Source organism: Faecalicatena contorta, from assembly GCF_022835095.1.
In the GTDB taxonomy this organism is placed as follows: Bacteria; Bacillota; Clostridia; order Lachnospirales; family Lachnospiraceae; genus Faecalicatena; species Faecalicatena contorta.
In genome coordinates this window covers 929,181-951,316 of the sequence record NZ_BQNQ01000001.1, presented here as the reverse complement: position 1 = coordinate 951,316, position 22,136 = coordinate 929,181, and the positions used below count along the sequence as shown (strand labels likewise).

Sequence of the window (22,136 nt, the reverse complement as noted above, 5' to 3'; positions counted from 1 at the left end):
GGTTCCATTTTATGTGGAAGAGAAAAGTACTGAAGCAAAAGGCACGGTTTTCTGTGAAAATTAACTACTGGCGTATGATTGCAGTCTGTTTTCTGGCTGCAATGCTGACGACTGCCTACACTTCCTCTACTACGTTTCTCAACCAGTATGATCCGGAAACTGAAGTACATGCGGATACCGAACCAGCCGTCACCGGCGGCCAGTCTAACTCTGCAGTCATAACGGATACCGTAGAGCAGATTGCCGATACGGATCAGGAGGAAACGATTCTTACGCCCCCTGTCAGGACTGCTGCACAGCTGCTTATCGACATGTATACCAGCGGAAAGTCCGTACTCTTTTCCATATTAAAGACCGTGAACAGTATTTTTACCGATCACTCCTATCTCTCCTCGCTCTTTCTGGCCGCCGGCGCTGTTACAGCCATACTCTTTCAGTTTTTTATTGCAAACCTGATCCTGGTTGGCGAACGAAGATTTTTCCTGGAGGCACGGAACTATCATCAGACCAGAATCAGTAAAATCTTCTTCCTATATAAACTGAGATACATACGCAATCCGGCCTGGATTATGTTCTGCCGTAATGTGTTCCAGTGGCTCTGGAACCTTACCGTCATAGGCGGTATCATCAAGCACTACGAATACAGCATGATTCCCTTTATTCTCGCAGAGAATCCGGCCATTTCACGTAAAGATGCGTTTCAGCTGTCCCGGCAGCTGATGCACGGAAATAAATGGAGAATGTTCCTGCTGCACTTTTCGTTTTTAGGCTGGGAGATTCTTTCGCTCCTGACTTTGGGAGTACTGGATTTTCTCTATGTGAATCCCTATATGACCGGAACAGATACTGAACTATATATGGAATTGAGACGCAGCTATGTGCTGTCAAGGGCTCCGCACTACGAGGCATTCAATGATCCCATGCTGGAACGTGTTCCCTCCGAGGATGAGCTTCTGATCAGCAAGGCGCTTTACGATGACTCAGAGGGTCCCTATACCAAGATTTCATATTTTGCACCGGACCAGTATCCGGTGTTCCTGTATTCTATCCAGCCGCCTGAAAGGGCTGTCAAAGCCCCCATACAGGCCGACAAAAAATATAGCTTTGTGTCCTGCGTATTCCTGTTCTTCGCTTTTTCCATCTTAGGCTGGATTGTGGAGAGCGCAATTCACCTCATACGCGACGGAGTCTTTCTAAACCGGGGATTCTTATTCGGCCCGTGGATTCCGCTCTATGGCGTCTGCGCACTGATACTGCTGATCTTTATTAAGAAGTTTGCACACAGGCCGATCTTATCTTTTACAATGATGATGGCGGCTTACATGGCCATTGAATACCTGATGAGCTGGCTGCTGGAATACGAATTGGATATCATACAATCGGATTACACCGGTTATTTTATAAACCTAAATGGCCGCACATTTTTAGGCGGAGCCGTGTTCTTCGCGATGATGGGCTGTGCATTTTTGTATTATCTGGCTCCCAGATGGGAAGAAATGTTTTTAAGGCTGCCTTTATATCTCCGCATAGCTCTGTGCATCGTACTGTGCATACTTTTTGTCACCGATCTCATCTATGCCGCGCTGCATCCGGAGCTGATTTCCCGGCTTTTGAATCCGGGGACGATTTTTATGAGTGTGTGAGTGATTTTAAGATCCTCTGCTTTATACACGGGATGTGTTACATACTTGAATTAAGAAAGGACTATGATTATGAGTGAAATCTATGTAAGCAAGGAGCATTTTACGGGGAAACCCGACTGCTCCGGCCGGACTGACAAAGAAGCCCGCGTTTATGACCTGTTGGATCAGCTGCATATTCCCTACGAGGGCGTTGACCATGATGTTGCACCTACGATTGAAGCCTGCAGGGCCGTGGAGGAGGAACTCGGTATTCTCCCCTGCAAGAATCTGTTTTTGCGCAACCGACAAAAGACCACATTTTTTCTTCTTCTCATGCCCGGAGAAAAAAAGTTTTTCACAAAAGACCTGTCTGCGCAACTGGGCATCTCACGCCTTTCCTTTGCGGAGCCGGAATTTATGGAGCAGTATCTGGGACTTACACCCGGTTCAGTCAGTGTGCTCGGACTTATGAATGACAAAGACTGGTATGTTGATCTGCTGGTTGATAAGGAACTCCTGGATCAGGAGTATATGGGATGCCATCCTTGTATGAATACCACAAGCCTGAAAATTAAAACCGGGGACATATTGAAGAAGTTTTTAAAATATACCGGCCATCGCTACCGTGTTGTATCGCTCTGATGAGGGGCGCGAAATGAATGGCCGTCTTTTTTCAGGCAGTTCACCGTTGCTTTTTTACAGAAAAAATAATATAATCTTATATATTCACTAGTACATCGTAAAAAAGGCGGCTGACCCTTAAGCTCAGTTCAATTTCGGAGAATGCTGCTTTACAAACGCAGATATGATGCTTGCACTGAGACTTGGGCACAGCGCTATCGAACATGTAAGCCAGTTGAAGTGCCGTTAATGATTAGGCGATGTGCCAGATACTAATCTAATTACGAAACAGAGGGACCAGATTATGAAAAAAAGAGTTGTTGTCGCATTAGGACACCGTGCTTTAGGAACTACGCTTCCGGAGCAGAAGGTCGCCGTAAAAAATACAGCCAAATCTATTGCTGATTTAATCGAAGAAGGATACCAGGTTGCCGTTACGCACAGCAATGCGCCGCAGGTCGGCATGATCCACACTGCCATGAATGAATTCGGCAAAACCCATGATGATTATACCGCTGCCCCCATGTCTGTGTGTTCCGCCATGAGCCAGGGCTATATTGGCTATGACCTGCAGAACGGCATCCGAGAAGAGCTTCTGAACCGTGGGATCTACCGGACAGTCAGTACGGTACTGACCCAGGTGATCGTTGACCCTTACGATGAAGCATTCTATACTCCCACAAAAGTACTGGGACGTTACATGACAGCCGAGGAGGCCAATGAAGAACGCAAAAAAGGAAATTATGTCATCGAGGAACCCGGAAAGGGCTTCCGTCGTGTAGTCTCCGCTCCTCATCCGGTTAAGATTGTAGAACTGGATGCAGTAACTGCCCTGCTGGATGCGGGACAGGTTGTCATCGCCTGTGGGGGAGGCGGAATCCCCGTCCTGGAACAGGACAATCATCTAAAAGGAGCCAGCGCGGTAATTGAAAAAGACCTGACAGCCGGCAAGCTGGCCGAAGGGATCGATGCGGACGAACTGATCATCCTTACCAGTGTGGAACAGGTATGCATCAACCTGGGCAGGCCGGATGAAGAAAAGCTTGGAAAGATTACTGCAGCCCAGGCCCGGGAATATATGGAGCAGGGCCATTTTGGCATCTATAATATGCTTCCTAAGTTCCAGGCCGCAGTGGAGTTTATCGAAAAGCGTGAAGGACGCAGCGCCCTTATCACTTCATTTGATAAAGTCAGCGAGGGAATGAAAAGAAAAGCAGGAACGATTATCTGCTGACATTTTCTGTGATAAGTAGGATGCTTATAGCTTCATAAAAAGATAATATATTTTAACAGAAAAAAGACGGCTGTCGTCAGCCGTCTTTTTTCTTTCCTGTAAATCTAAAGGGACAGGTGTGATAAAATACAATCACTCCTGCCCCTTTTTCCTGCTCTCTCTGTCTGCAATTCGGCAGCGCCTGCTCATTTGGCGCTGTATGACACACTTTATTAACCGCGGGGCTGCCCGCTTTATTTCTGGTTAGCCGGCTCAACAGCCACATTTTTGCCTTTTATCTTTGCATGATCCATCGCACCGAGCACTTCTCTTGCATATTCTTTCGGCACTTCTACAAAAGTGTACTTATCGTACATATCGATAGATCCGATTAGTTTACCCGGAATTCCGCTCTCTCCGGCAATTGCCCCGACGATATCTCCCGGTTTTGCCTTGTTTTTCTTGCCTATATTAATGAAAAGGCGAACCATGCCTGCCTCCTCTGCCCCGGTATCTCCGAATTCTATATCCTCCGGTCCAGCTTCATTTTGTCCGGAGCTGAGCTTCAGGAAGGCTGCCGCCATGTCCATCGCCGTATAGTCGGATTCGTTTACCTTATTTTCAATGGCCTGAAGATACTTTGTCAGATCCTCTGTCTCGATGATGTTGTCGATCTCTCCGAGTATATTTTCGATCTTTGTACTTTCCACATCATTTAAGGAAGGAACCTTCTGCGCATAGATCTTGGTCTTGCAGTAGCGCTGGATCTCTTTTAACTTATAGACTTCTTTTCCTGAAACGAATGAGAAAGAACGTCCCTCGCGCCCTGCCCTTCCAGTTCTTCCGATACGGTGTACATAATATTCATCGTCCTGCGGTAGGTCATAATTGAACACGGCTTCTACCTCATCCACATCGATCCCTCTCGCGGCCACGTCTGTCGCCACAAGAATGTCTGTCTTACCGGAACGAAATCCCTGCATTACCCTGTCACGCTGCTGCTGTTTCATGTCGCCGTGCAGTCCCGCGGCAAAATAACCTCTGCCCAGCAGTCCATTGACTAGGATATCTACCTGTTTTTTCGTATTACAGAATACCACCGATAACTTTGGTGAATAGATATCCAGCAGACGGGCAAGAACTTCTTCTTTGCTCTTTGGTTTTACTTCATAATAATACTGCTCAATATTCGGTACCGTCAGTTCCTTTTTTGTAACTTTAACGATCTCCGCATTTTTTTGGAACTTTTTCGTGATATCCAGAATTGCCTGTGGCATCGTCGCAGAAAAGAGAACCGTCTGCCTGTCTTCGGGAACCCCTTCCAGAATAGTCTCGATGTCTTCGCGGAATCCCATATTCAGCATTTCGTCCGCTTCGTCCAGTACGATGGTGCTGACCTCATCCATCTTAATTGTTTTCCTTCGCATGTGGTCCATCACACGCCCCGGAGTCCCGATAATCAGCTGTGTGCCGCTCTTTAAAGAACGGATCTGTGTGACAATTTCCTGTCCTCCATAAATGGGCAGCACTTTAATGCCGTGCATATATTTTGCAAGATTGCGGATCTCTTCCGCCACCTGAATAGCCAATTCCCTTGTGGGGCATAAAACAACTGCCTGCAGTTTCTTATTCTTAGGCTCTAGCTTCTCCAGAAGAGGAATTCCAAAAGCAGCCGTCTTACCGGTTCCTGTCTGTGCCTGGCCGATGATATCCTTTCCCGACCGCATGATGGGAATTGCTTTGGCCTGAATTGGTGACGCTTCCTCAAAGCCCATTTTTTTAACTGCCTTAACTATCTCGGAGCAGAGCCCCAAATCTTCAAATTTTACTTCTTCCATAAATCTCCTTTATTCTTATTCTTAATTCTGTGTCATTTTTACAGACCTTTAAAATCTCAAAAAAATACCCTTTACCGGACACCAAGTAAAGGATATACACATAGTCTCAGTTGCTATCATAGCAGACTTGGCGCCAATTGTCAATTTTGAGTACAGGCTGCCTGTATTTTCCGCCAGTAATCGGCTGTTACAGTTCAGGAAGGCCGGAATTGTTACGATCGGCTTCCCATGCAGCCTGAAAATCGTCCGGAATATGTCCGTTTCTAAAAAAATAAAATCTCTGAAACGCTTGCAATTTTGTAATAATAGTTGTAATATAAGCATATACTAAACATAGTTTTAAAAACTACATGTAAAAGTTTTCATTTTTAGGAGGCATGATATTATGACTAAGACGCAGCATATTAAAGACCCGGGCAGTGCAATTACACATTTTATAGGAATGTTAATGGCAATCTTTGCCGCTATTCCGTTGTTGATAAAGGCGGCACATGAACCACGCAGTGTCTATGTGGTTTCCCTGGCAATATACGCAGCCAGCCTGATTTTATTATATGCAGCAAGCACGACTTATCATACATTTGATTTATCAGAAAAGGTCAATACCATATTGAAAAAGATTGACCATATGATGATTTTTATTCTGATCGCAGGAAGTTATACCCCGATCTGTCTCCTTGTTCTGCCCGGTAAAACCGGCCGGATCCTTCTGACACTTGTCTGGGGCATAGCAATTGTAGGAATCCTCATCAAGGCATTCTGGGTCTTCTGTCCAAAATGGGTATCTTCCGTTCTGTACATCGGAATGGGATGGACCTGCGTACTGGCATTCACGCAGATCTTGAATAACATGTCCAGAGCCGGATTCTTCTGGCTCCTTGCAGGAGGGATTATCTATACAATCGGAGGAATCATCTATGCACTGAAAGTGCCCATCTTCGATAACAAACATAAAAATTTCGGAAGCCACGAAATCTTCCATTTGTTCGTAATGGGGGGAAGCGCCTGCCACTTCGTATTGATGTATGCTTTTTTGCTTCCTTAAGGCAGGATTCATGGGAAATAGTCCGCCTGTCTGGAATGGGGAACGGGAGGGCGGCGGGAAAGAAGGGATGGTTCCTGGAAGTCACCCGTTTGCGGAGAAGTACTAACACAAAAGAAACTGCCCACGAGGGCACGTACAACATGCAACGAGAAAGCTTGATGCTTTCTCGTCTTAGGTTGTACTGGCAAGTGATTTGGTAAATCACTTGCCAGCCCTCGTGGGCAGTTTCTTTTGTGTAAGTACTTCTAAACCGCGCACTCTATACTTCCAGGAACCATCCCTTCTTTCCCGCCGCCCTCCCGTTCCCCATTCCAGACAGGCTGGGCTTCTTCCGGATTTGAAGGCATGCCTTATGGTGGGGGGCAATTCGGTAGCAGCGGATGGAGTTGGATAAGCGGGAGCTTAATATACGGGGTTGTGTATACAGTTTTTAGGAGTAGCAATTAACCGCTTCCGCCGCGCAGATCCGCCTCTACCGTATACGTCCCACATGTGCATTATTTCCGATTTGATGTACCCAGCTGCCGGAGCCGGACATAGGGATGGCTGGAAGCGTCTTGGGGGCTGTTAGGTGGAGTTGAGGAAAAAAGACGGCAGACAGGGGGGAATATTGTAATTCCGAATTACAATATTCCCTGGACCCAGCGCGCAAAGCCATCAAGGCTTTGGGTGATGTGTCCAGGTTCCCCCTGTCTGCCGTCTTTTTTCCTCTACTCCAGCTTACAGCCCCCATCCCGTTTCCAACCATCCCTATGTCCGGCTCCGGCAGCGGCCCCCCTACTCATACAAATACTGCACCCCACGTATCCTCTCGGTGATAGAATGGCTGGTGAGGTATTCACCCACGGTCTTTGGTACATACTGCTGCCATTCTTTATCAGCAGCAATTAGTCTTCTGATTTCGTCTCCTGTGATTCCTTTTTCTTCTCTGCTTTTTCTCCACAGTACCTCGACCTCCAGCCCCAGGCCCTGGAGTGTTTGGCAGCGCTCTTCGTCCCAGTCACTGCAGATACTCATATAGTAGGTTGCATCTTTCGGTGCATACTGGAGAATGAGTTCTGGATGGCTGATGGGGAACGGGATGATCTCGTATTCTTCCCGACCTACTCCAAAGTCAGCCAGCGCTCCTTCTATCATTTCCAGACGCTCAAAATATGTGAGCGGGTTATCTCTTCTCGTTGTTCCGTGCTGATCCAGATCCGATGTAGCTGCGAATGATGAGATATCAGGATGTGTAATCCCTATAAAAAGCTTTTTGCATCTCATTTTTGCTGCCAGCAAATACTCCATATGTTTTAAATGAAAGATCTGAAATCTTCCATGTATAACCCCTGTCTCGACCATTTTCCCGGCTCCTCTCCCGTATTCTGGGGGTATGGCACATCCGCTTTTTCTTGGCTCATATCCCGCATAGTATCAGTATAATACAGTTTTTCTAAGAAAGCAAATATGACTGTCCTGTTATTATTTAGGCCTGGGCTTTATATTTTATCTATTTTTTTTCGGATTTCCAACATAGTCTGATCCAGTTTTCCAATAGTTTCCGAACATTTCTGCAGCTCATTGTCGATTAGTTCCGCTTCGCGCCTGCCCTTTTTGTATCTCAGCTGATGATCCAGATTCGCCCAGTAGTCCATGGCCGCAGTGCGCAGCTGAAGCTCTGCCTTCATCCACTGGGTGCCGCCCTGGAATCCAATGGGGATTTCCATAATCAAGTGAAGGCTCCGGTATCCGGATGTCTTCGGATTTTTTATATAATCCTTTACTTTTACAATCTTAACGTCCTTCTGCTCCGAAAAAATCTCTGCGATTCGGTAAATATCATCCATATAAGAGCAGACCGCACGCACCCCGATCAGGTCATTTACTTTTTCCAGCGCATTCGAAAAGGTTTTCTCAATCCCCTTTCTGTCCATTTTCTTGCAGGTGCTCTCGTAGGATTTCATACGCCCTGTCTTCATCTGAATCACATTGCGGTCCAGCTCCATCGACAGCTCGATATTAATGATATCCAGTTTTGTCAGAAGCAGGCTGATCGCACACTCGCCCTTAATACTAAAATCACTGTTAACCAAATTCGCTTTCAACTTATTATTTTTCTTTTTCATTCAAACGATGCTTCTCTCTGTTTATATTTCATATAAGACCTCATAATAGGGGCTTTGTACTATCTACGGCCTATGGGCCGTGAATAATAACGAGTCTTTTACTAATATATGTTAGCAGCCTGCGGAACATACCTCCAGCATGCGGATGTTAATATTGTATTAAACTCCTGTAAACAGAAAAAAACTCAAAGGGGTCTGACCCCTTTGAGCTAAAAAATAAACTTTTTTATTTCTCCCCAGCTTTCCATCAGACGGTCTGCTGAGTAAGCGGCATTCGCCGGACTTGTGGAGGGCAGGCCGGTTATTGGCCTGCCGGTCTTCGGCCTGCTGTATTTTTCATATAGTTTTTTGGCAGTTCCCCCATTGGCATAGATCTGTTTGATGCTGCAGTTGTCCAGTATCCTGGATAAGTCTGCGGGCACCACATTTCGGATACTGCTGTCACTAGATCCCCGGATCTCACAGCTGGCGATGACATCCCAGACTGCAATGCCATGATCCAGCAGTATCTTTTTCTTATCTGCAATCGTCTCCGGCACTTCGCTTTCAGTTAAACGTGCGATAATCTTCCAAAAACGGTTCTGTGGGTGACCGTAATAAAACTGGTTTTCCCTGGATTTTACGGATGGGAATGTGCCCAGGACCAACACCCTGGAATTCTTGTCAAATACGGGTTCAAACTCGTGGCTTACCTGTTCTGTCATATTCATAGCTTCTTCAGTCTTTCTTCTAATTCCTGCAAATCTTCACTGTTGGGATGCAGCAGCGCCTTTTCATAGTTATCCAGCATTGCCTTTATCCGTGCATCCGCCGGGTCGTTCTCCAGCATGGCCTCGTAACGCTTCTTTACGTTCTCCTGCATCCGGCCCTGACACATGAATGTCCCCTTCACAGTACAACTATCCGGTAGATATGATTCTACTCTTTCCAGAATACTGTCAAAGTATTCCCGCATGACGCCGAAGCCCGCTGTACCAAACAGAAATACCTCTTTCTCATTCAGCCTCTCCAGAAAGTTCCTCATTCCCTCACTGCAGTTTCCGCGATCCGTCCAGAATCCTGCAAATATCAGTTCAGACTGTGCAGGAGCCTCCGTTGGGCCGCCGAAATAGGCACATTCCCCCCGCTCCATGCTCTCTTTTATCTTCTCCGCCAGCAGCTTTGTATTGCCGGTTGCACTGTCAAATACGATCTCATATGTCATAGTTGTCCCTTCTTTTCTTTGAGTGCTCTCTTTTTATTCTACATCTTTTCGTGGAAAGTACGCATAATTACTTCCTTCTGCTGCTCCCTGGACAGCTTGTGGAAGTTTACCGCATATCCGGAAACCCGGATTGTCAGATTCGGGTATTTTGCCGGATTCTCATAAGCCTCCATCAGCATTGCACGGTTTATTACATTTACATTCACGTGGTGCGCCATCTGCCGGAAATATCCATCCAGGATATTCACCAGATTCTCAAGCCGTTCCTCTTCTGTCCTGCCCAGCGTATCCGGAGTAATGGAAAAGGTATTGGATATCCCGTCACGGCAGTCTTCATAGGAGAGCTTGGCTACAGAATTCAGGGATGCCAGCGCTCCGTTCTTCTCCCGGTTATGCATCGGATTTGCTCCGGGTGCGAACGGCTCTTTCGCCTTGCGCCCATCCGGGGTTGCGCCGGTCTTCTTCCCATACATGACATTGGAGGTAATGGTCAGGACAGACAGCGTGTGTACTGCATCACGGTATGTCTTCGTCTTCTTCAGCTCCGCAGACATATCGGCCAGAATGTTCCTTGCAATTTCATCGGCTCTGTCGTCATCATTTCCATAGGTTGGAAATTCTCCCTGTGTTTCAAAATCCACTATGTATCCGTTCTCATCTCTGATAACCTTTACCCTTGCGTATTTGATGGCGCTCAGGGAATCTGTCAGTACAGACAGCCCCGCAGCCCCGCATGCCATAAAACGTTCCACTTCGGTATCATGAAGCGCCATCTGTGTCTTCTCATAGGCGTACTTATCATGCATATAGTGGATCACATTCAGGGTATTTATATAGAGACGGCAGATCCATTCCCTGTACTTTTCAAACCGCTGCATTACAGTATCAAAGTCCAGTATATCTCCTTCATATACCGGCATCTCCGGTCCAGCCGGAGACTTGGTATAGGTATCATATCCGCCGTTAAGCGCCAGCAGAAGCAGTTTCGGCAGGTTGCACCTTGCCCCAAAGAACTGCATCTGCTTCCCGATCTTCATCGCAGACACACAGCAGGCAATTCCATAATCATCCCCATTTACCGGTCTCATCAGATCATCGTTCTCATATTGGATCGCATCCGTATCAATGGAAGCCTTTGCACAGAAATCCTTAAAGCCCCGGGGCAGCTTTTCGGACCACAGCACCGTCAGGTTCGGCTCCGGAGCCGGTCCCAGATTGTAAAGCGTATTCAGGAAACGAAAGCTGTTCTTTGTCACCAGCGTGCGGCCCTGTTCGTCCATCCCGCCAATGGACTCTGTAATCCACATGGGGTCCCCGCCAAACAATTCATTATATTCCGGCGTGCGCAGATGCCTTGCCATGCGCAGCTTCATCACAAAATCATCAATCAGCTCCTGGGCATGCACCTCGTCCAGCAGTCCCGCCTCGATGTCTCTCTGAATATAAATATCCAGAAAACTGCTGGTCCGCCCCAGTGACATGGCGGCGCCGTTCTGCTCCTTGATGGCTGCGAGATACGCAAAATAAGTCCATTGGACAGCTTCCCTGGCATTATGTGCAGGTTCTGAAATATCGTAACCGTACATCTGTGCCATTTCCTTCATCTTATTAAGGAAATTGATTTGCTGGAACACTTCTTCCGATAAACGGATGGACTCGACATCAAAATCCCCCTCGCCGATGATTCTCTTGTCATTCTGCTTCTCCTCTATCAGAATATCCACTCCGTACAGGGCCACCCTGCGGTAGTCGCCGATAATTCGTCCTCTCCCATAAGCATCCGGAAGCCCCGTCAGTATGCCTGCGTGCCGGACTTTACGCATCTCTTCCGTATACACGCGGAATACACCGTCATTGTGGGTTGTCCTGTACTGGAATTCCTGTTCGATCTTATCAGAAAGCTCATAGCCGTAAGCCTTGCAGGCCTTTCTGGCCATGTTGATTCCACCGAAGGGATTCACCCCCCTCTTTAATGGCCGGTTCGTCTGCAGACCTACAATCAGTTCCTCCGCTTTATCCAGATAACCTGGCTGGTATGCAGTCAGAGACGATACTGACTGCGTGTCGATATCCAGCACGCCGCCAAAATCCTGTTCCAGCTTTAAAAGACTATTAAGACGCTCCATCAAGCGCTCCGTCCTCTCCGTTTTCGTTTCCAGGAACTCGTCCGTGCCTTCATATGGGGTCACATTCTTCTGAATAAAATCCCTGACATTAATCTCTTTCTGCCAATCTCCTGCTGCAAATCCATTCCATTGCTCAAAATTTTTCTGTTCCATGACATTATCCTCCATTTATCAAGGTCATTAAATTTCTCCCAATCATCCCGCTGCCTTTCTCGTTCCTCCCTCTGATACCATGCAGACAATACCAATGCACACTAAGTTAAAAACAAAAAAGGCAGCCCAAATCATTGAGCTGCCCAGACGGTCGGCGTTCTATCCTATGCTCCCATGTGGTATACTCCACTTTTCCGTCAGTCACATAGAACATTTCAGTTTTCCACGAAGCCTAAATACTTATGTCGTACTTTCAGTATAAACACAAAGTCGAATAAAATGCAACATATTTTTTGATAAATTTCATCGATAAATTTTATCGATAAATTTTTTCTGAATACAATCCACTGTGCGAAAAAGCAGTAAGAGGAAATCTGCAAAATCAGCCGGAATAATAGTACTGCCAGGGCAGCTTATCAAAACACTTGAGGATCTTAATCTTCTGATTAAGGGGTGAATGTGTTCGGCTCCGGCTGATTTTGCAGATCTCCTCTCACTGCTTCTCCGCACAATGGATCGTATTTCCTACAGGACAGACACTTCCTGCAACACATTCCGGCAGACGCCTCCATCCAGGTAGGTGTATTAAGAAACTTCCTTCATCTGCAGCAAAATCCTTGTAATGTCCTCCGGATCCGCCAGACGGTATACAGAAGGGATCTTTTCCGTCTCGTGAGCCCCCCAAAGCGCCAGTGCCCCGTGGACCCCTGCTGCCTTGGCACAAGCCATGTCGTACGTGGAATCTCCCACATACAGCGCACGGGAGGGTGCAAGATCAAGCTTTTCCAGCGCCGCAAGAAGTGGCTCCGCATCCGGTTTATGTTTTTTCGTGTCATCCGCACAGATGATGACTTCAAGTTTCCGGACAAAATCATATCTTTCCACGCTCTTCTTAAACTCTTCCCTGGTCCTGGAAGTTACGATCCCTAATCTGAGGCCTGCGTCTTTCAGGCGCTGCAGTGTTTCAGGAATTCTCTGGAAAGGTTTTTGGAGAAATTCATATCTGGCGCTGTAGTCCAGCCACATCTTCATCGCTTTGTCCGCCTCCTCTAGCTCAAGCAGCTCCAGGGCCCTGGCGCCTGGAATTCCCAAAGCAAAATAGAGTTCCTCAGGCCGGTACATTTTCCCCGTCATCCGCAGCAGCATGTGCTGTAAAGACAGTAAAATCGTATTCTCCGTATCAATTAAAGTTCCATCTACGTCAAAAATCACTGCGTCATATTTCAAATCTCCTGTTCCTCCTGCCTTGCTTTCTGTTTGTTACAGGTTTATAATAACACATATAGAAACATTTATTAATGTTTATTTATGTTTTATTCATCCATTTTCAAAGGAGATTATGTGCTATGAATCATCAAAACAAACCAGATCAAACAAATCTTGACGGAATCGGACGGCGCCAGAAAATTCTGCAGATCCTGGAGGAAAATGGGGAGGTGTCTGTCAATGAACTGTCACATGCATTTTCCGTCTCTCCCATGACAATCCGTCGGGACCTTCACTTCTTTGCCAGGCAGGGAATCCTGGAGACCCACTACGGCGGCGCCCATCTATGTAAAAACAGAGCAGTGGTTCCGAATTTTTCGTCCCGCAATGAAAAAATGAGGCAGTACAAACAATCAATCGGAAAAAAGGCCGCCAGCTTTATAAAAGAAGGCGACACCATTTTCCTGGATTCAGGCACCACCACCATCCAGCTTATAAAATACTTTCCTGACATCCACGCCACGCTGATTACGAATTCCCTCTCTGCCATCCAGCAGCTCAGCACCAACCGGAAAATCAGGCTCATTGTTGCGCCCGGAACTTATCAGGAGCAGATCGGCGGTACTCTCGACCTTTCGACCATAGAATTCTGCAGGCATTATCATGTGGATAAAAGCTTTGTAGGTACGATGTTCTGTTCACTGGATTTTGGCATCACCACTACGGATGAGCTGGATGCTGCGCTGAAAAGAACCTTCCGTGAGCAGAGCAGCTGCTCCTTTCTTATGGCGGATCACACAAAATTTGCCGGAAACAGCTTTGTAAAATACGCGGAGCTTTCAGATTTTGACTACATTCTGACTGATAATGAATTGGATCCAGATAAAAAAGAAAAATTAGAAAAGATCAATCCGGGATTGATTCTCTGTTAGAGCGAAACGGATCATACAGATATCATCCCCCGTCAGGCCGCTGCACGGTACGGTCTGACGGAGGTCGGAGTCCCCGGCAGCTACAGCACTCCAAGATATTTTCCTACCATCTCGAACTCTTCTATATAAATACAGTTGTTAAGTGTTCCGTCCAGGATCCCCCTGCGGCAATCGCCGTAATCCATCCATATCACTTCTTCCACCTCTTCCTGCTGCAGCCTCAGTCCCTCGACGTCCACAGGTTCACTGTACACATACACGGCGCTGAGCTCGTCATCTTTGAAAGGCATGCCATAGAATACGTCCTCGAACCCGCCATGGTGAATACCTATAAACTTCAGATCTTTAGGCGCTGCCCGGAGTCCAAGCTCCTCCTTAAGCTCTCTTACCGCAGTAGTCAAATATTCATCCCCTGCCGCCACATGTCCTGCAGATGAAATATCGTAGCATCCGGCATTCGAATCTTTGACAGCGCTGCGTTTTTGCAGAAGAACATCATAACCGCCCTTTTCCTTTTTCCGCACTACCCATATATGTGAGGCAGCATGAAGGCTGCCCTCTCTGTGGGCAACGCCCCGCTCCCTGACAATCCCTGTCTTACTGCCGTCGGGATTCAGTATATCGAATAATTCCATCTCTTTTCCGTCCAGCGCCGCATATTGGAGCGTATCCGTCTCATCATATACTAGCTTAAGAGAAAAGAATTCTCTGCCCTCGTCCAGAAGGCGGAAGAAAATCTTGTCCCCTTCCCATAGATTCAGGCCCAGTACTTCTTTCTTATCTACCCACTCCAGCTCCCCTTCATCGCAGGCAGTCTGCTCGCCTGTAAAGCCGTCCGCAGTATACAACGACATATATTCAACCGTGTCTTCACCATACACAAAGGTAACAAGTCCACGGTATTTGTAAGAGGTCAGGATAAAGCCGGTCTCTTCCCAAACCTCTCTGAGCAGGCATTCCTCCGGGCTCTCCCTGTCCTCGAAATGCCCGCCCACACCGATCCATTTATCCTTATTCACATCATTCTCTTTCACGGTCCGGTGCAGCATCAGGTAACGGTTATCTTTTTCAATATAACATAATGTACTCAATTTAAACATTTTTCCATCTCCCATCTGATTTTATCTGTTACTATGCACGCCCCATAGGCCGTGTATAGTAACTTTTATCTTTCTCTATTCTAACACAATCAGATGGAATTTTGCAGTTTTTCGGAGCTTCTGTATATCCGTCATGGAATCAATAACACCGGTTCGAATATTCCCGCTTTCCGGTCCGCCGCCGTATTTCTTACAATCACGGACAGCACACAGTTTTCCCCGGCCCGACTTGGAATTGTTACCGTCAGTTCACCGGGCATTACAAAGGTTTTTCGGGCCAGACATTCCTCCCCCAGATACACTTCAACATCGCCTGCCGCCTTGTGAAAGCATAGGGTTTTTCCAGCGTCCTTTTGCGAAATCTCTGTCGACCGGTATAGGCAGTACCAACCGTCTTTTCCGGATAACTGTGACTGTGCCTTTCCCTCGAATTCAACAGGTTCCAGCGTGTTCATATCAGACTTATCCATACTCAGGTGCAGATCCGGTTTTTCCCTCACTGCTTTATGAGACATCCTCCAGCCGCCCACAAACACCGCATCCACACTCAATATTTCTTTTTCGTCTTCCGCTCTGCGGATCTCCCACTTTCCGGTGTACTCCCCCAATTTCTCAGAAACTAATGTTACCTGCAGGTACTCCTGATCCTCGGCCTGCAGTATGATCTGACAGCGTCCGCGGAATAACCTGACCCGCCCGTCTTCCTCACGGTCATGATTGTTCGGATCGCCGTTACCTGCCCCGAGCAGCTTCGCCCCCGAAACGGCCGCCTTTATATATCCCTCCTCCGAAGGCTGGACTTCCCCTTTCGCATCAACCGCCGATATGTTTAATATCAGCGCATCCTTTGTACTGTAATTCACATAATTGCGATTGGATTCTACCCGGATTGAAACGGCTTCCCCTGCGGTTTTACGTTCTGCCTCTATAACCTGCTTTTCTGAGATATAGCCTTCCGCACGCAGCGTTCCCGGCTCAAATTCAAGCTCCCAGGCGCACTGTTCATATATCTCATTTTTCTTTCTGCCCATAGACCGCCCATTCAAGAAGAGTTCCACTTCCTCACAATTACTGAAAGTCATCACCCGTACTGTCTCTCCTCTTTTGTGGTTCCAATGCGGCAGAATATGGAGTACTGTCTGATTCTTCCAGCAGGCCTGGTATAGATAATAAGTATCCTTGGGAAATCCACAGGTATCTATCATTCCGAAATGAGAGCTTACACTCGGCCATTCATAAGGAGAGGGTTCCCCCCGGTAATCAAATCCGGTCCATACAAACATCCCCATAATAAAGTCTCTGGATAAAACGGACTCATTGGCTGCCCGCACTGTTTCTCCCCAGGGAGCCGTTTTTTCATCATAATTGCTGAATACCTGTTCCTCCTCATTATCTCTGTAAGTATCTCTTGTAGAAAATGCGGACACTAATTCAGACGCTGCAACCGGCTGCTGCGGGAATTTTTTATGAAAAGCATCGTAACTGTCCGTATAATAATTAATACCTGTGATGTCAAATACTGTGGCTGCCCCTTCTTCCTCCATATAACCGCCGTTAAACGCACCCAGTACGGGGCGGTCCGGATCGAGCACTTTTATTTGGGCCGTCATCCTTTCTGCTATCTTTCTTCCCTTTGCGGTGCCCTGCAGCGGTTCCTCATTAAATACGGAATATATGACAACGCACGGATGGTTCCTGTCCCGCCGCACCATCCCCCTAAGCCGCCGCATTGCGTCCTCCGCCGTACTGAATGTCCGGTTTTCATCCATCACCAGAATTCCCATCCGGTCACATAGGTCAAGCAGTTCCGGTGTTGGGTTATGGTGGACGCACCGATAGGCATTACAGCCCATATCCTTTAGAATTTTCAGACGGTATCTCTGAACTTCATCCGGCAGTGCGGCTCCGATTCCGGCATGATCCTGATGGTTACATGTCCCCAGAAGCTTCACCTTCCGCCCATTCAGCCAAAATCCCTTGTCTGCATCGATTTTTATTATCCGGTAACCATAGGGGATGTCTGTTTCATCCATGTTTTCCCCATCCTTCAGCCGCACCTTACAGTGGTAGAGATATGGGCGGTCAATATCCCACAAAACGGGATCCTCTATTTCCATTTCACAGCATACCTTGAATCTCCCAAACGCTTGTGCCGTTCCCTCTGTGCTGTATTGCATATCCGGAAGTACATTCCCATCCTCATCACACAGTTCCACGATGCAATGATACCGCTGCTCTTCCCCGGATGCATTTTCAAGCTCGGCCTCTATATGCGTCTTCCAGCCGTCATTTACCCGTTCCGGCCGCACAAAGATACCGCTGTAAACCGGATGTACCAGAGGCTCCTTCAACAGCCAGACATGCCGGTATATCCCAGAGCCTTCATACCACCAGCCCTCCCAGATGCTGCAGTCAATCTCCACTGCAAGAATATTCGGCTTCTTCCCGTAATTCGCAATGTCTGTAATATCAACACAAAAGCTATTGTAGCGGCTTTCATTATGATACAGCTTACATCCGTTCAGATATATATCAGTTATGCCAGCAATTCCGTCAAAAACCAGGCTGAGTGAACGCTCTTTGTCACATTCATCTAAACAGAATTTTTTGCGGTACCAGCCTTTGAGCCCTCTGCGGTATCCATGGTCTGCGGGGGCAGTAAGATCAAAGTCCTGGCTGTGCTGCCAGTCATGGGGGAGATCCACTGTCTCCCAGAGCGAATCATCAAATTCCAGAGCCGCAGCGCCTGTAATCCCGCCGGCTTTTGAAAAACCATAGACGGCTCCATGCGACATGGATTCCGGTAAAATACCAAAGTCCCCAAGTGAAAACTTCCATTCTCTGTCAAAATTATATCTCATTTGTTGTCTCCTTATCTATTTTTACTGTATCTCTGGTTCGTTGTTTGTCAGGAAAGTATGTTTCTGTGTCTGAAAATGATTCGATTTGAACATGCTCGCCTTTAGTTTTGGTTTATTATATCATTGACGGTTGTTCAATAGTTATTAATAACGCTCCCAAAAAGAGCATATTCGACCATTTATTTTATAATTGTTTTTAAGATTCTCTTTTCATCAGTGGTTCTTTGACATAAAAAACAAAGGGAACAGGCTAAGATGAACGCCAATAAGGAAGTATTAGAGTGACACTAATCTAACGGCTGACAAACAGGGAGCGAAATGCCTACCTCATGTACAATGATATTTTGTACACGAGGTAGGCATTTTCGACAGCTTTCTTTATGACAACGCTTGAATTTGTTGCTCCTGATACTGCGTCAACATCTATTTTCTGTTCTTCCATGATTCTGTCTGCAACAACTTCTGCGGATTTTCCACGTCCGTTTTTATGCTCCAGAATATCAATATTTGTAATTACTCCGTCCTGAACGGTTACTTCCACCTTGGCATAAAAAAATCCACGTCATATTCTCCAACATAAACTCCGTCGGAAACATTGGAAATATTTATGTTGCTAAAAGTAGTTTCCCTTACTGCCTTTTTATAGTCTGCCACACTCTTCAAATAAACTGCGGTAAAAACCAAACCGATAAGGAAAAGCAAAATTACTGCAAACAATAGGATTCTCTTTCGGAATATTTTATTTCAGACACCTCTCAATCTTTTTCATTGTCCGCTTAGGGAGTTCTTTCTTATTCTTTGCATTTGCACGCACCACTTTTCCTATCGGTTTCATGCCTGCGGTCTTGAAAAATTCGTCCATATTGCGGATTGCCCCTCTGCTCTGTCCGAATATCCATGAAAAAGGGGCAGGAGTATTGCAGGAAGTTAAAATCAAATATTTCTTGCCCTGTAAACGTGGTTTAGGAAATGTATCTGTTTCTTCCATAGCGGTTCCCAATAATCGGTCAAACATATTTTTGACAGGAGCCGGAACATTTGCCCAATAAACAGGGGCGGCAAGGATAACAAGCTGGCACTCATGTAATAGCGCAGCAATTTCCTGCATGTCATCTTTCTGTATGCAAATATGTGTGTCCATGCAAGCGCGGCAACCTGTGCAAAAAGAAATTTTCTTTTCATACAGTTTGATTTTTGTTACAGCATATCCCACTTGTTCCGCTTTATGAATTGCCAAATCTAACATGGCTGCTGTTGTTCCATTTGCATGAGGACTACCTAAAATAGCAAGCGCATTTTTTCTCATAATCTTTTCTCCTTAGTTGCAATCGAATGATAGATAAGTGAAAACCCATATTCCAAAAACTGCTTTTTAGATAAACCCATTGACTTTTTAATATATTCTTCTTTGTTTACGGCAAGCTGAATGGTTCCGGAAAGCATACCCCAAAAACTAAAGATAGCAGGCATTATTTCCAAATCACTCCGTAAATCCCCTTTTTCCATACCGGACAATAAAAAATCTTTTATTTTCTCATTGATTTCTTCCCCAATTTGATATGTTTCCTTTTCTTCCGGCAAATAGTCTTGGCTTTCAAAATCAATGTTGATTTTGTCCAACACCATTTTAAAATAAAAAGGAAATTCTTCCTGATACTGTACCAGGCTTCGACAGATAAAGCTGTATCTTGTTTCTGTGCTTTCATGCTGCGCCAAAGCAGCGGATATATAGTCATAAAGTTTTTTCATACTGTTTAATACTAAAATGCCGACTATCTCCTCTTTATTTTCAAAATATACATACAATGTTGCTTTGCTGTATCCGGCGGCTTTCGCTATATCGTCCATAGAAGTCGCGGCAATGCCTTTTTCCATAAATAGTGCAGATGCCGCAGATACTATGTTTTCCCTGTGTACGCTTCTAGGCTCTTTCTTTCTTCGTCCCATGTTTTCCTCCATACAATAATTAAACTCTAAGTTTAATTATATAGATAGTTTTTCGTCTTGTCAATGACGTTGTGAAATAAACGATTTAAAACTCCTTGAGGAAATTATTGAAAGTATTACTTCTTTATGGGTGTGCGCTATACCGGAAGGGCTTTTAATTTAAGAAAAGATCAGCCTTAATAGACTGATCTTCATCGAACCTAATTATTAGAGTATAAACAAATTTTCTTCATTTTCTGATCGTTCGGATGAAACTCAACTATTTATATCACAAACTATCGTATTGGTTTTATTTAGCCGGCTTACTTTACCTATAAAATCCTTCATATCTTTCACATAAGAATAAGGTGCATATTGTATATCATAGCGGTATACTATCCCGCACACAAAGCGCCCCATACCCCATCTGGTTATTCGGCCACTGATCAAATCCCGGAAGTTTTCTCGCCCCTCTCCGCAGATAGGCCTTCACCTTCTCCCCATACAAATAGGAGTCATTCCCTTTCACAATCCCCCACTCCATCAGAAGTGCCGCGCTGCCGGTTACAAAGGGCGCAGCAAATGAAGTTCCAGTAAACTGCGCATATCCTCCGCCGGGCACCACAGATGTCACATTGACTCCCGGAGCCACGAGATCCGGCTTTGGCACCGTGGCATACTCATAGAGCGCCGCCGGCCCTCGGCCCGAAAAGTCTGCATAGCTGAAAGTCAGACCATTATATGCCCCCACAGTTATCACCCGGAGCGCCGTGGAGGGTATGGTGAGCGTCGTATCACTCTTTGGAAATAAAAACCCGGTGCCTATATTCAGTGCGCTCTGACTGGGCAGCCACATCTCATATTCTCCCGTAACCACCCTGCGCGGAGATAAGATGATCTGCCATACACCGCTGTCTATATAGGTCTGCCTGGGCAGGAAGTCAATAAATATTTCCTGTTTGACGCTGTACGGTTTCGGTTCCCCATAATATAGAAGTATCTCTGTATTTCCCAGGATAAAGCGCTGAGAGCCAAGGATATCCTGAATCGGCCCCACCCGCACCCCCGACGGGCTGACCAGAGAGATATCCACTGTATCCACATAGGATTTCCAGAGCTGCACATTGACCGTGGGCTCGTTAGCCTGTACTCCCAGCTGCACACTTTCTTCCACATTCTCGGTCAGCCTTCCGGAGGTGTGGCCGGCGCTGGTTCCTTCATTCCCACTGCCCACGCAGATTGCACACTTCCAGAAATTAGATATATCATCCAGAAAGCGCTCCAGCAGGGAGGTTCCGTCGTGGGAACCATATGTATTTCCGAAACTGATATTCACGGCTACAGGCATCTGGTATTCCAGGGCTTTGCGAACCGCATAATCTACCCCCAGCATTAGTTCCGTTGTTCTGGGAAAGCCTTCATCCCGGGGAATTCCCAGCTTGACAACCAGCAGATCACTGGCAGGCGCCACCCCCGCATACTGCCGTCCGGGACTGCCGGCGCCGTTGCCCGCTGCAATGCCTGCTACCGCGGTCCCATGACCGGATGTATCTCTGCTTGGCACAATCCGCTCCTGCGCCGCTCTGGAATCCTGTGCAAGCGCCTCGTTAATCTGCTCCTGTGTATATTCCGTACCGATGGCATAGCCTTGCGGCGGACTTCCTGGAATCGTCTGATCCCACAACGCCCGTATTCTCGTCGTTCCATCCGGATTTCTGAAGTCCTCGTTGGCATAATCAATTCCACTGTCTATTACGGCGGTCAGCACGCCGCTTCCGAGCAAAGAAAAAGGAGTTCGCTGCACCGGATTGATGCAGGAAACTCTCTTTCCGTTCGCCACCTGAAAAAACAGCCTCTTTGGTTTTTCAATATACTCTATCTGGGGAATAGATGCTAGCCTGTCAATCACAGATTCCCGTACTGTGATAATCGCATACTCATTTGCAAGTTCCGTCACAGACGTTGCCAGCGCTCTCACCGGATCAAGGGAACCCGAATACTTAATCACCAGATCCCATTCTCTTTCAATCGGGTTATATCCCACCTCCAGCTCCAGTGACCTGACGCGTTCTTCTTCCGTAGCATCTAATGCAAGGTTCAGCAGATTCTCTACTTTCTGGCTCATATCCCGCTCCTTTTGACTATTCAGTTAACAGATGGTTCTTACCCGTTTGGGTATAT

Annotated in this window: 18 protein-coding genes and 1 riboswitch; of the genes, 5 read left to right on the top strand and 13 right to left on the bottom strand. The window is 46.5% G+C overall.

What is annotated here, in order from left to right:
* Positions 1-11 precede the first annotated feature (11 nt).
* The 3 genes from MWG26_RS04325 (at position 12) to arcC (ending at position 3,477) form a co-directional block, all read left to right on the top strand.
* Positions 12-1,643: a DUF975 family protein gene (locus MWG26_RS04325; RefSeq protein ID WP_025654841.1), complete on the top strand. Its 1,632-nt coding sequence runs from the start codon at positions 12-14 to the stop codon at positions 1,641-1,643.
* A 63-nt stretch (positions 1,644-1,706) separates the two neighbouring features.
* Entirely contained in the window at positions 1,707-2,264 is a 558-nt protein-coding gene (locus MWG26_RS04320; RefSeq protein WP_330641621.1) for a prolyl-tRNA synthetase associated domain-containing protein, read from the top strand.
* Between the two features lie 283 nt (positions 2,265-2,547).
* A complete protein-coding gene (gene arcC / locus MWG26_RS04315; protein WP_025654840.1) occupies positions 2,548-3,477 on the top strand; it encodes a carbamate kinase in 930 nt (309 codons plus the stop codon).
* Positions 3,478-3,710: 233 nt separating this feature from the next.
* Here the strand turns inward: arcC and MWG26_RS04310 are convergent, their stop codons facing one another.
* The gene (locus MWG26_RS04310) at positions 3,711-5,294 is read right to left on the bottom strand and encodes a DEAD/DEAH box helicase (RefSeq protein ID WP_025654838.1); all 1,584 of its coding nucleotides are present in this window, start codon (positions 5,292-5,294) and stop codon (positions 3,711-3,713) included.
* Positions 5,295-5,679: 385 nt separating this feature from the next.
* On the opposite strand from MWG26_RS04310, the gene trhA reads away from it, so the two are divergent.
* Positions 5,680-6,339 carry a PAQR family membrane homeostasis protein TrhA gene (gene trhA, locus MWG26_RS04305; protein ID WP_025654837.1) on the top strand — a complete coding sequence of 220 codons (660 nt, stop codon included), beginning with the start codon at positions 5,680-5,682 and terminating at the stop codon, positions 6,337-6,339.
* 777 nt (positions 6,340-7,116) lie between these two features.
* On the opposite strand, the gene MWG26_RS04300 is transcribed toward trhA, so the two are convergent.
* The 6 genes from MWG26_RS04300 to MWG26_RS04275 all read right to left on the bottom strand — a co-directional run bounded on the left by MWG26_RS04300 (position 7,117) and on the right by MWG26_RS04275 (position 13,157).
* Positions 7,117-7,683 carry a nucleotidyl transferase family protein gene (locus MWG26_RS04300; RefSeq protein ID WP_025654836.1) on the bottom strand — a complete coding sequence of 189 codons (567 nt, stop codon included), beginning with the start codon at positions 7,681-7,683 and terminating at the stop codon, positions 7,117-7,119.
* Between the two features lie 137 nt (positions 7,684-7,820).
* Complete coding sequence (locus tag MWG26_RS04295) at positions 7,821-8,447, bottom strand: GTP pyrophosphokinase (RefSeq protein WP_025654835.1); 627 nt, start codon at positions 8,445-8,447, stop codon at positions 7,821-7,823.
* Between the two features lie 209 nt (positions 8,448-8,656).
* Positions 8,657-9,157 carry a DNA-deoxyinosine glycosylase gene (locus MWG26_RS04290; protein WP_025654834.1) on the bottom strand — a complete coding sequence of 167 codons (501 nt, stop codon included), beginning with the start codon at positions 9,155-9,157 and terminating at the stop codon, positions 8,657-8,659.
* A complete protein-coding gene (bilS, locus tag MWG26_RS04285; protein WP_025654833.1) occupies positions 9,154-9,651 on the bottom strand; it encodes a flavodoxin family protein BilS in 498 nt (165 codons plus the stop codon). Before bilS ends, MWG26_RS04290 begins: the two co-directional genes overlap by 4 nt.
* A 38-nt stretch (positions 9,652-9,689) precedes the next feature.
* Entirely contained in the window at positions 9,690-11,930 is a 2,241-nt protein-coding gene (gene pflB / locus MWG26_RS04280; RefSeq protein WP_117441008.1) for a formate C-acetyltransferase, read from the bottom strand.
* A 134-nt stretch (positions 11,931-12,064) separates the two neighbouring features.
* Positions 12,065-12,145: riboswitch (ZMP/ZTP riboswitch) on the bottom strand.
* Between the two features lie 370 nt (positions 12,146-12,515).
* Complete coding sequence (locus MWG26_RS04275; protein WP_025654832.1) at positions 12,516-13,157, bottom strand: HAD family hydrolase; 642 nt, start codon at positions 13,155-13,157, stop codon at positions 12,516-12,518.
* A 119-nt stretch (positions 13,158-13,276) separates the two neighbouring features.
* Here MWG26_RS04275 and MWG26_RS04270 point away from each other — a divergent pair, with 119 nt between their 5' ends.
* Positions 13,277-14,068, top strand: coding sequence for a DeoR/GlpR family DNA-binding transcription regulator (locus MWG26_RS04270; RefSeq protein WP_025654831.1), 792 nt, complete (start codon positions 13,277-13,279; stop codon positions 14,066-14,068).
* Between the two features lie 80 nt (positions 14,069-14,148).
* Here the strand turns inward: MWG26_RS04270 and MWG26_RS04265 are convergent, their stop codons facing one another.
* The 6 genes from MWG26_RS04265 to MWG26_RS04240 form a co-directional block, all read right to left on the bottom strand.
* A complete protein-coding gene (locus MWG26_RS04265) occupies positions 14,149-15,168 on the bottom strand; it encodes an NUDIX domain-containing protein (protein ID WP_025654830.1) in 1,020 nt (339 codons plus the stop codon).
* A 131-nt stretch (positions 15,169-15,299) separates the two neighbouring features.
* Complete coding sequence (locus MWG26_RS04260; protein ID WP_117441009.1) at positions 15,300-18,029, bottom strand: glycoside hydrolase family 2 TIM barrel-domain containing protein; 2,730 nt, start codon at positions 18,027-18,029, stop codon at positions 15,300-15,302.
* A gap of 322 nt (positions 18,030-18,351) precedes the next feature.
* Positions 18,352-18,570, bottom strand: coding sequence for an FMN-binding protein (locus MWG26_RS22790; RefSeq protein WP_044926437.1), 219 nt, complete (start codon positions 18,568-18,570; stop codon positions 18,352-18,354).
* A gap of 198 nt (positions 18,571-18,768) precedes the next feature.
* Complete coding sequence (locus MWG26_RS04250) at positions 18,769-19,335, bottom strand: flavodoxin family protein (protein ID WP_025654827.1); 567 nt, start codon at positions 19,333-19,335, stop codon at positions 18,769-18,771.
* Positions 19,332-19,976, bottom strand: a complete 645-nt coding sequence (locus MWG26_RS04245) for a TetR/AcrR family transcriptional regulator (protein WP_025654826.1) — start codon at positions 19,974-19,976, stop codon at positions 19,332-19,334. The genes MWG26_RS04250 and MWG26_RS04245 overlap by 4 nt, the downstream gene beginning before the upstream one ends.
* 361 nt (positions 19,977-20,337) lie before the next feature.
* Entirely contained in the window at positions 20,338-22,080 is a 1,743-nt protein-coding gene (locus MWG26_RS04240) for a S8 family peptidase (protein ID WP_025654825.1), read from the bottom strand.
* Positions 22,081-22,136: the final 56 nt, after the last annotated feature.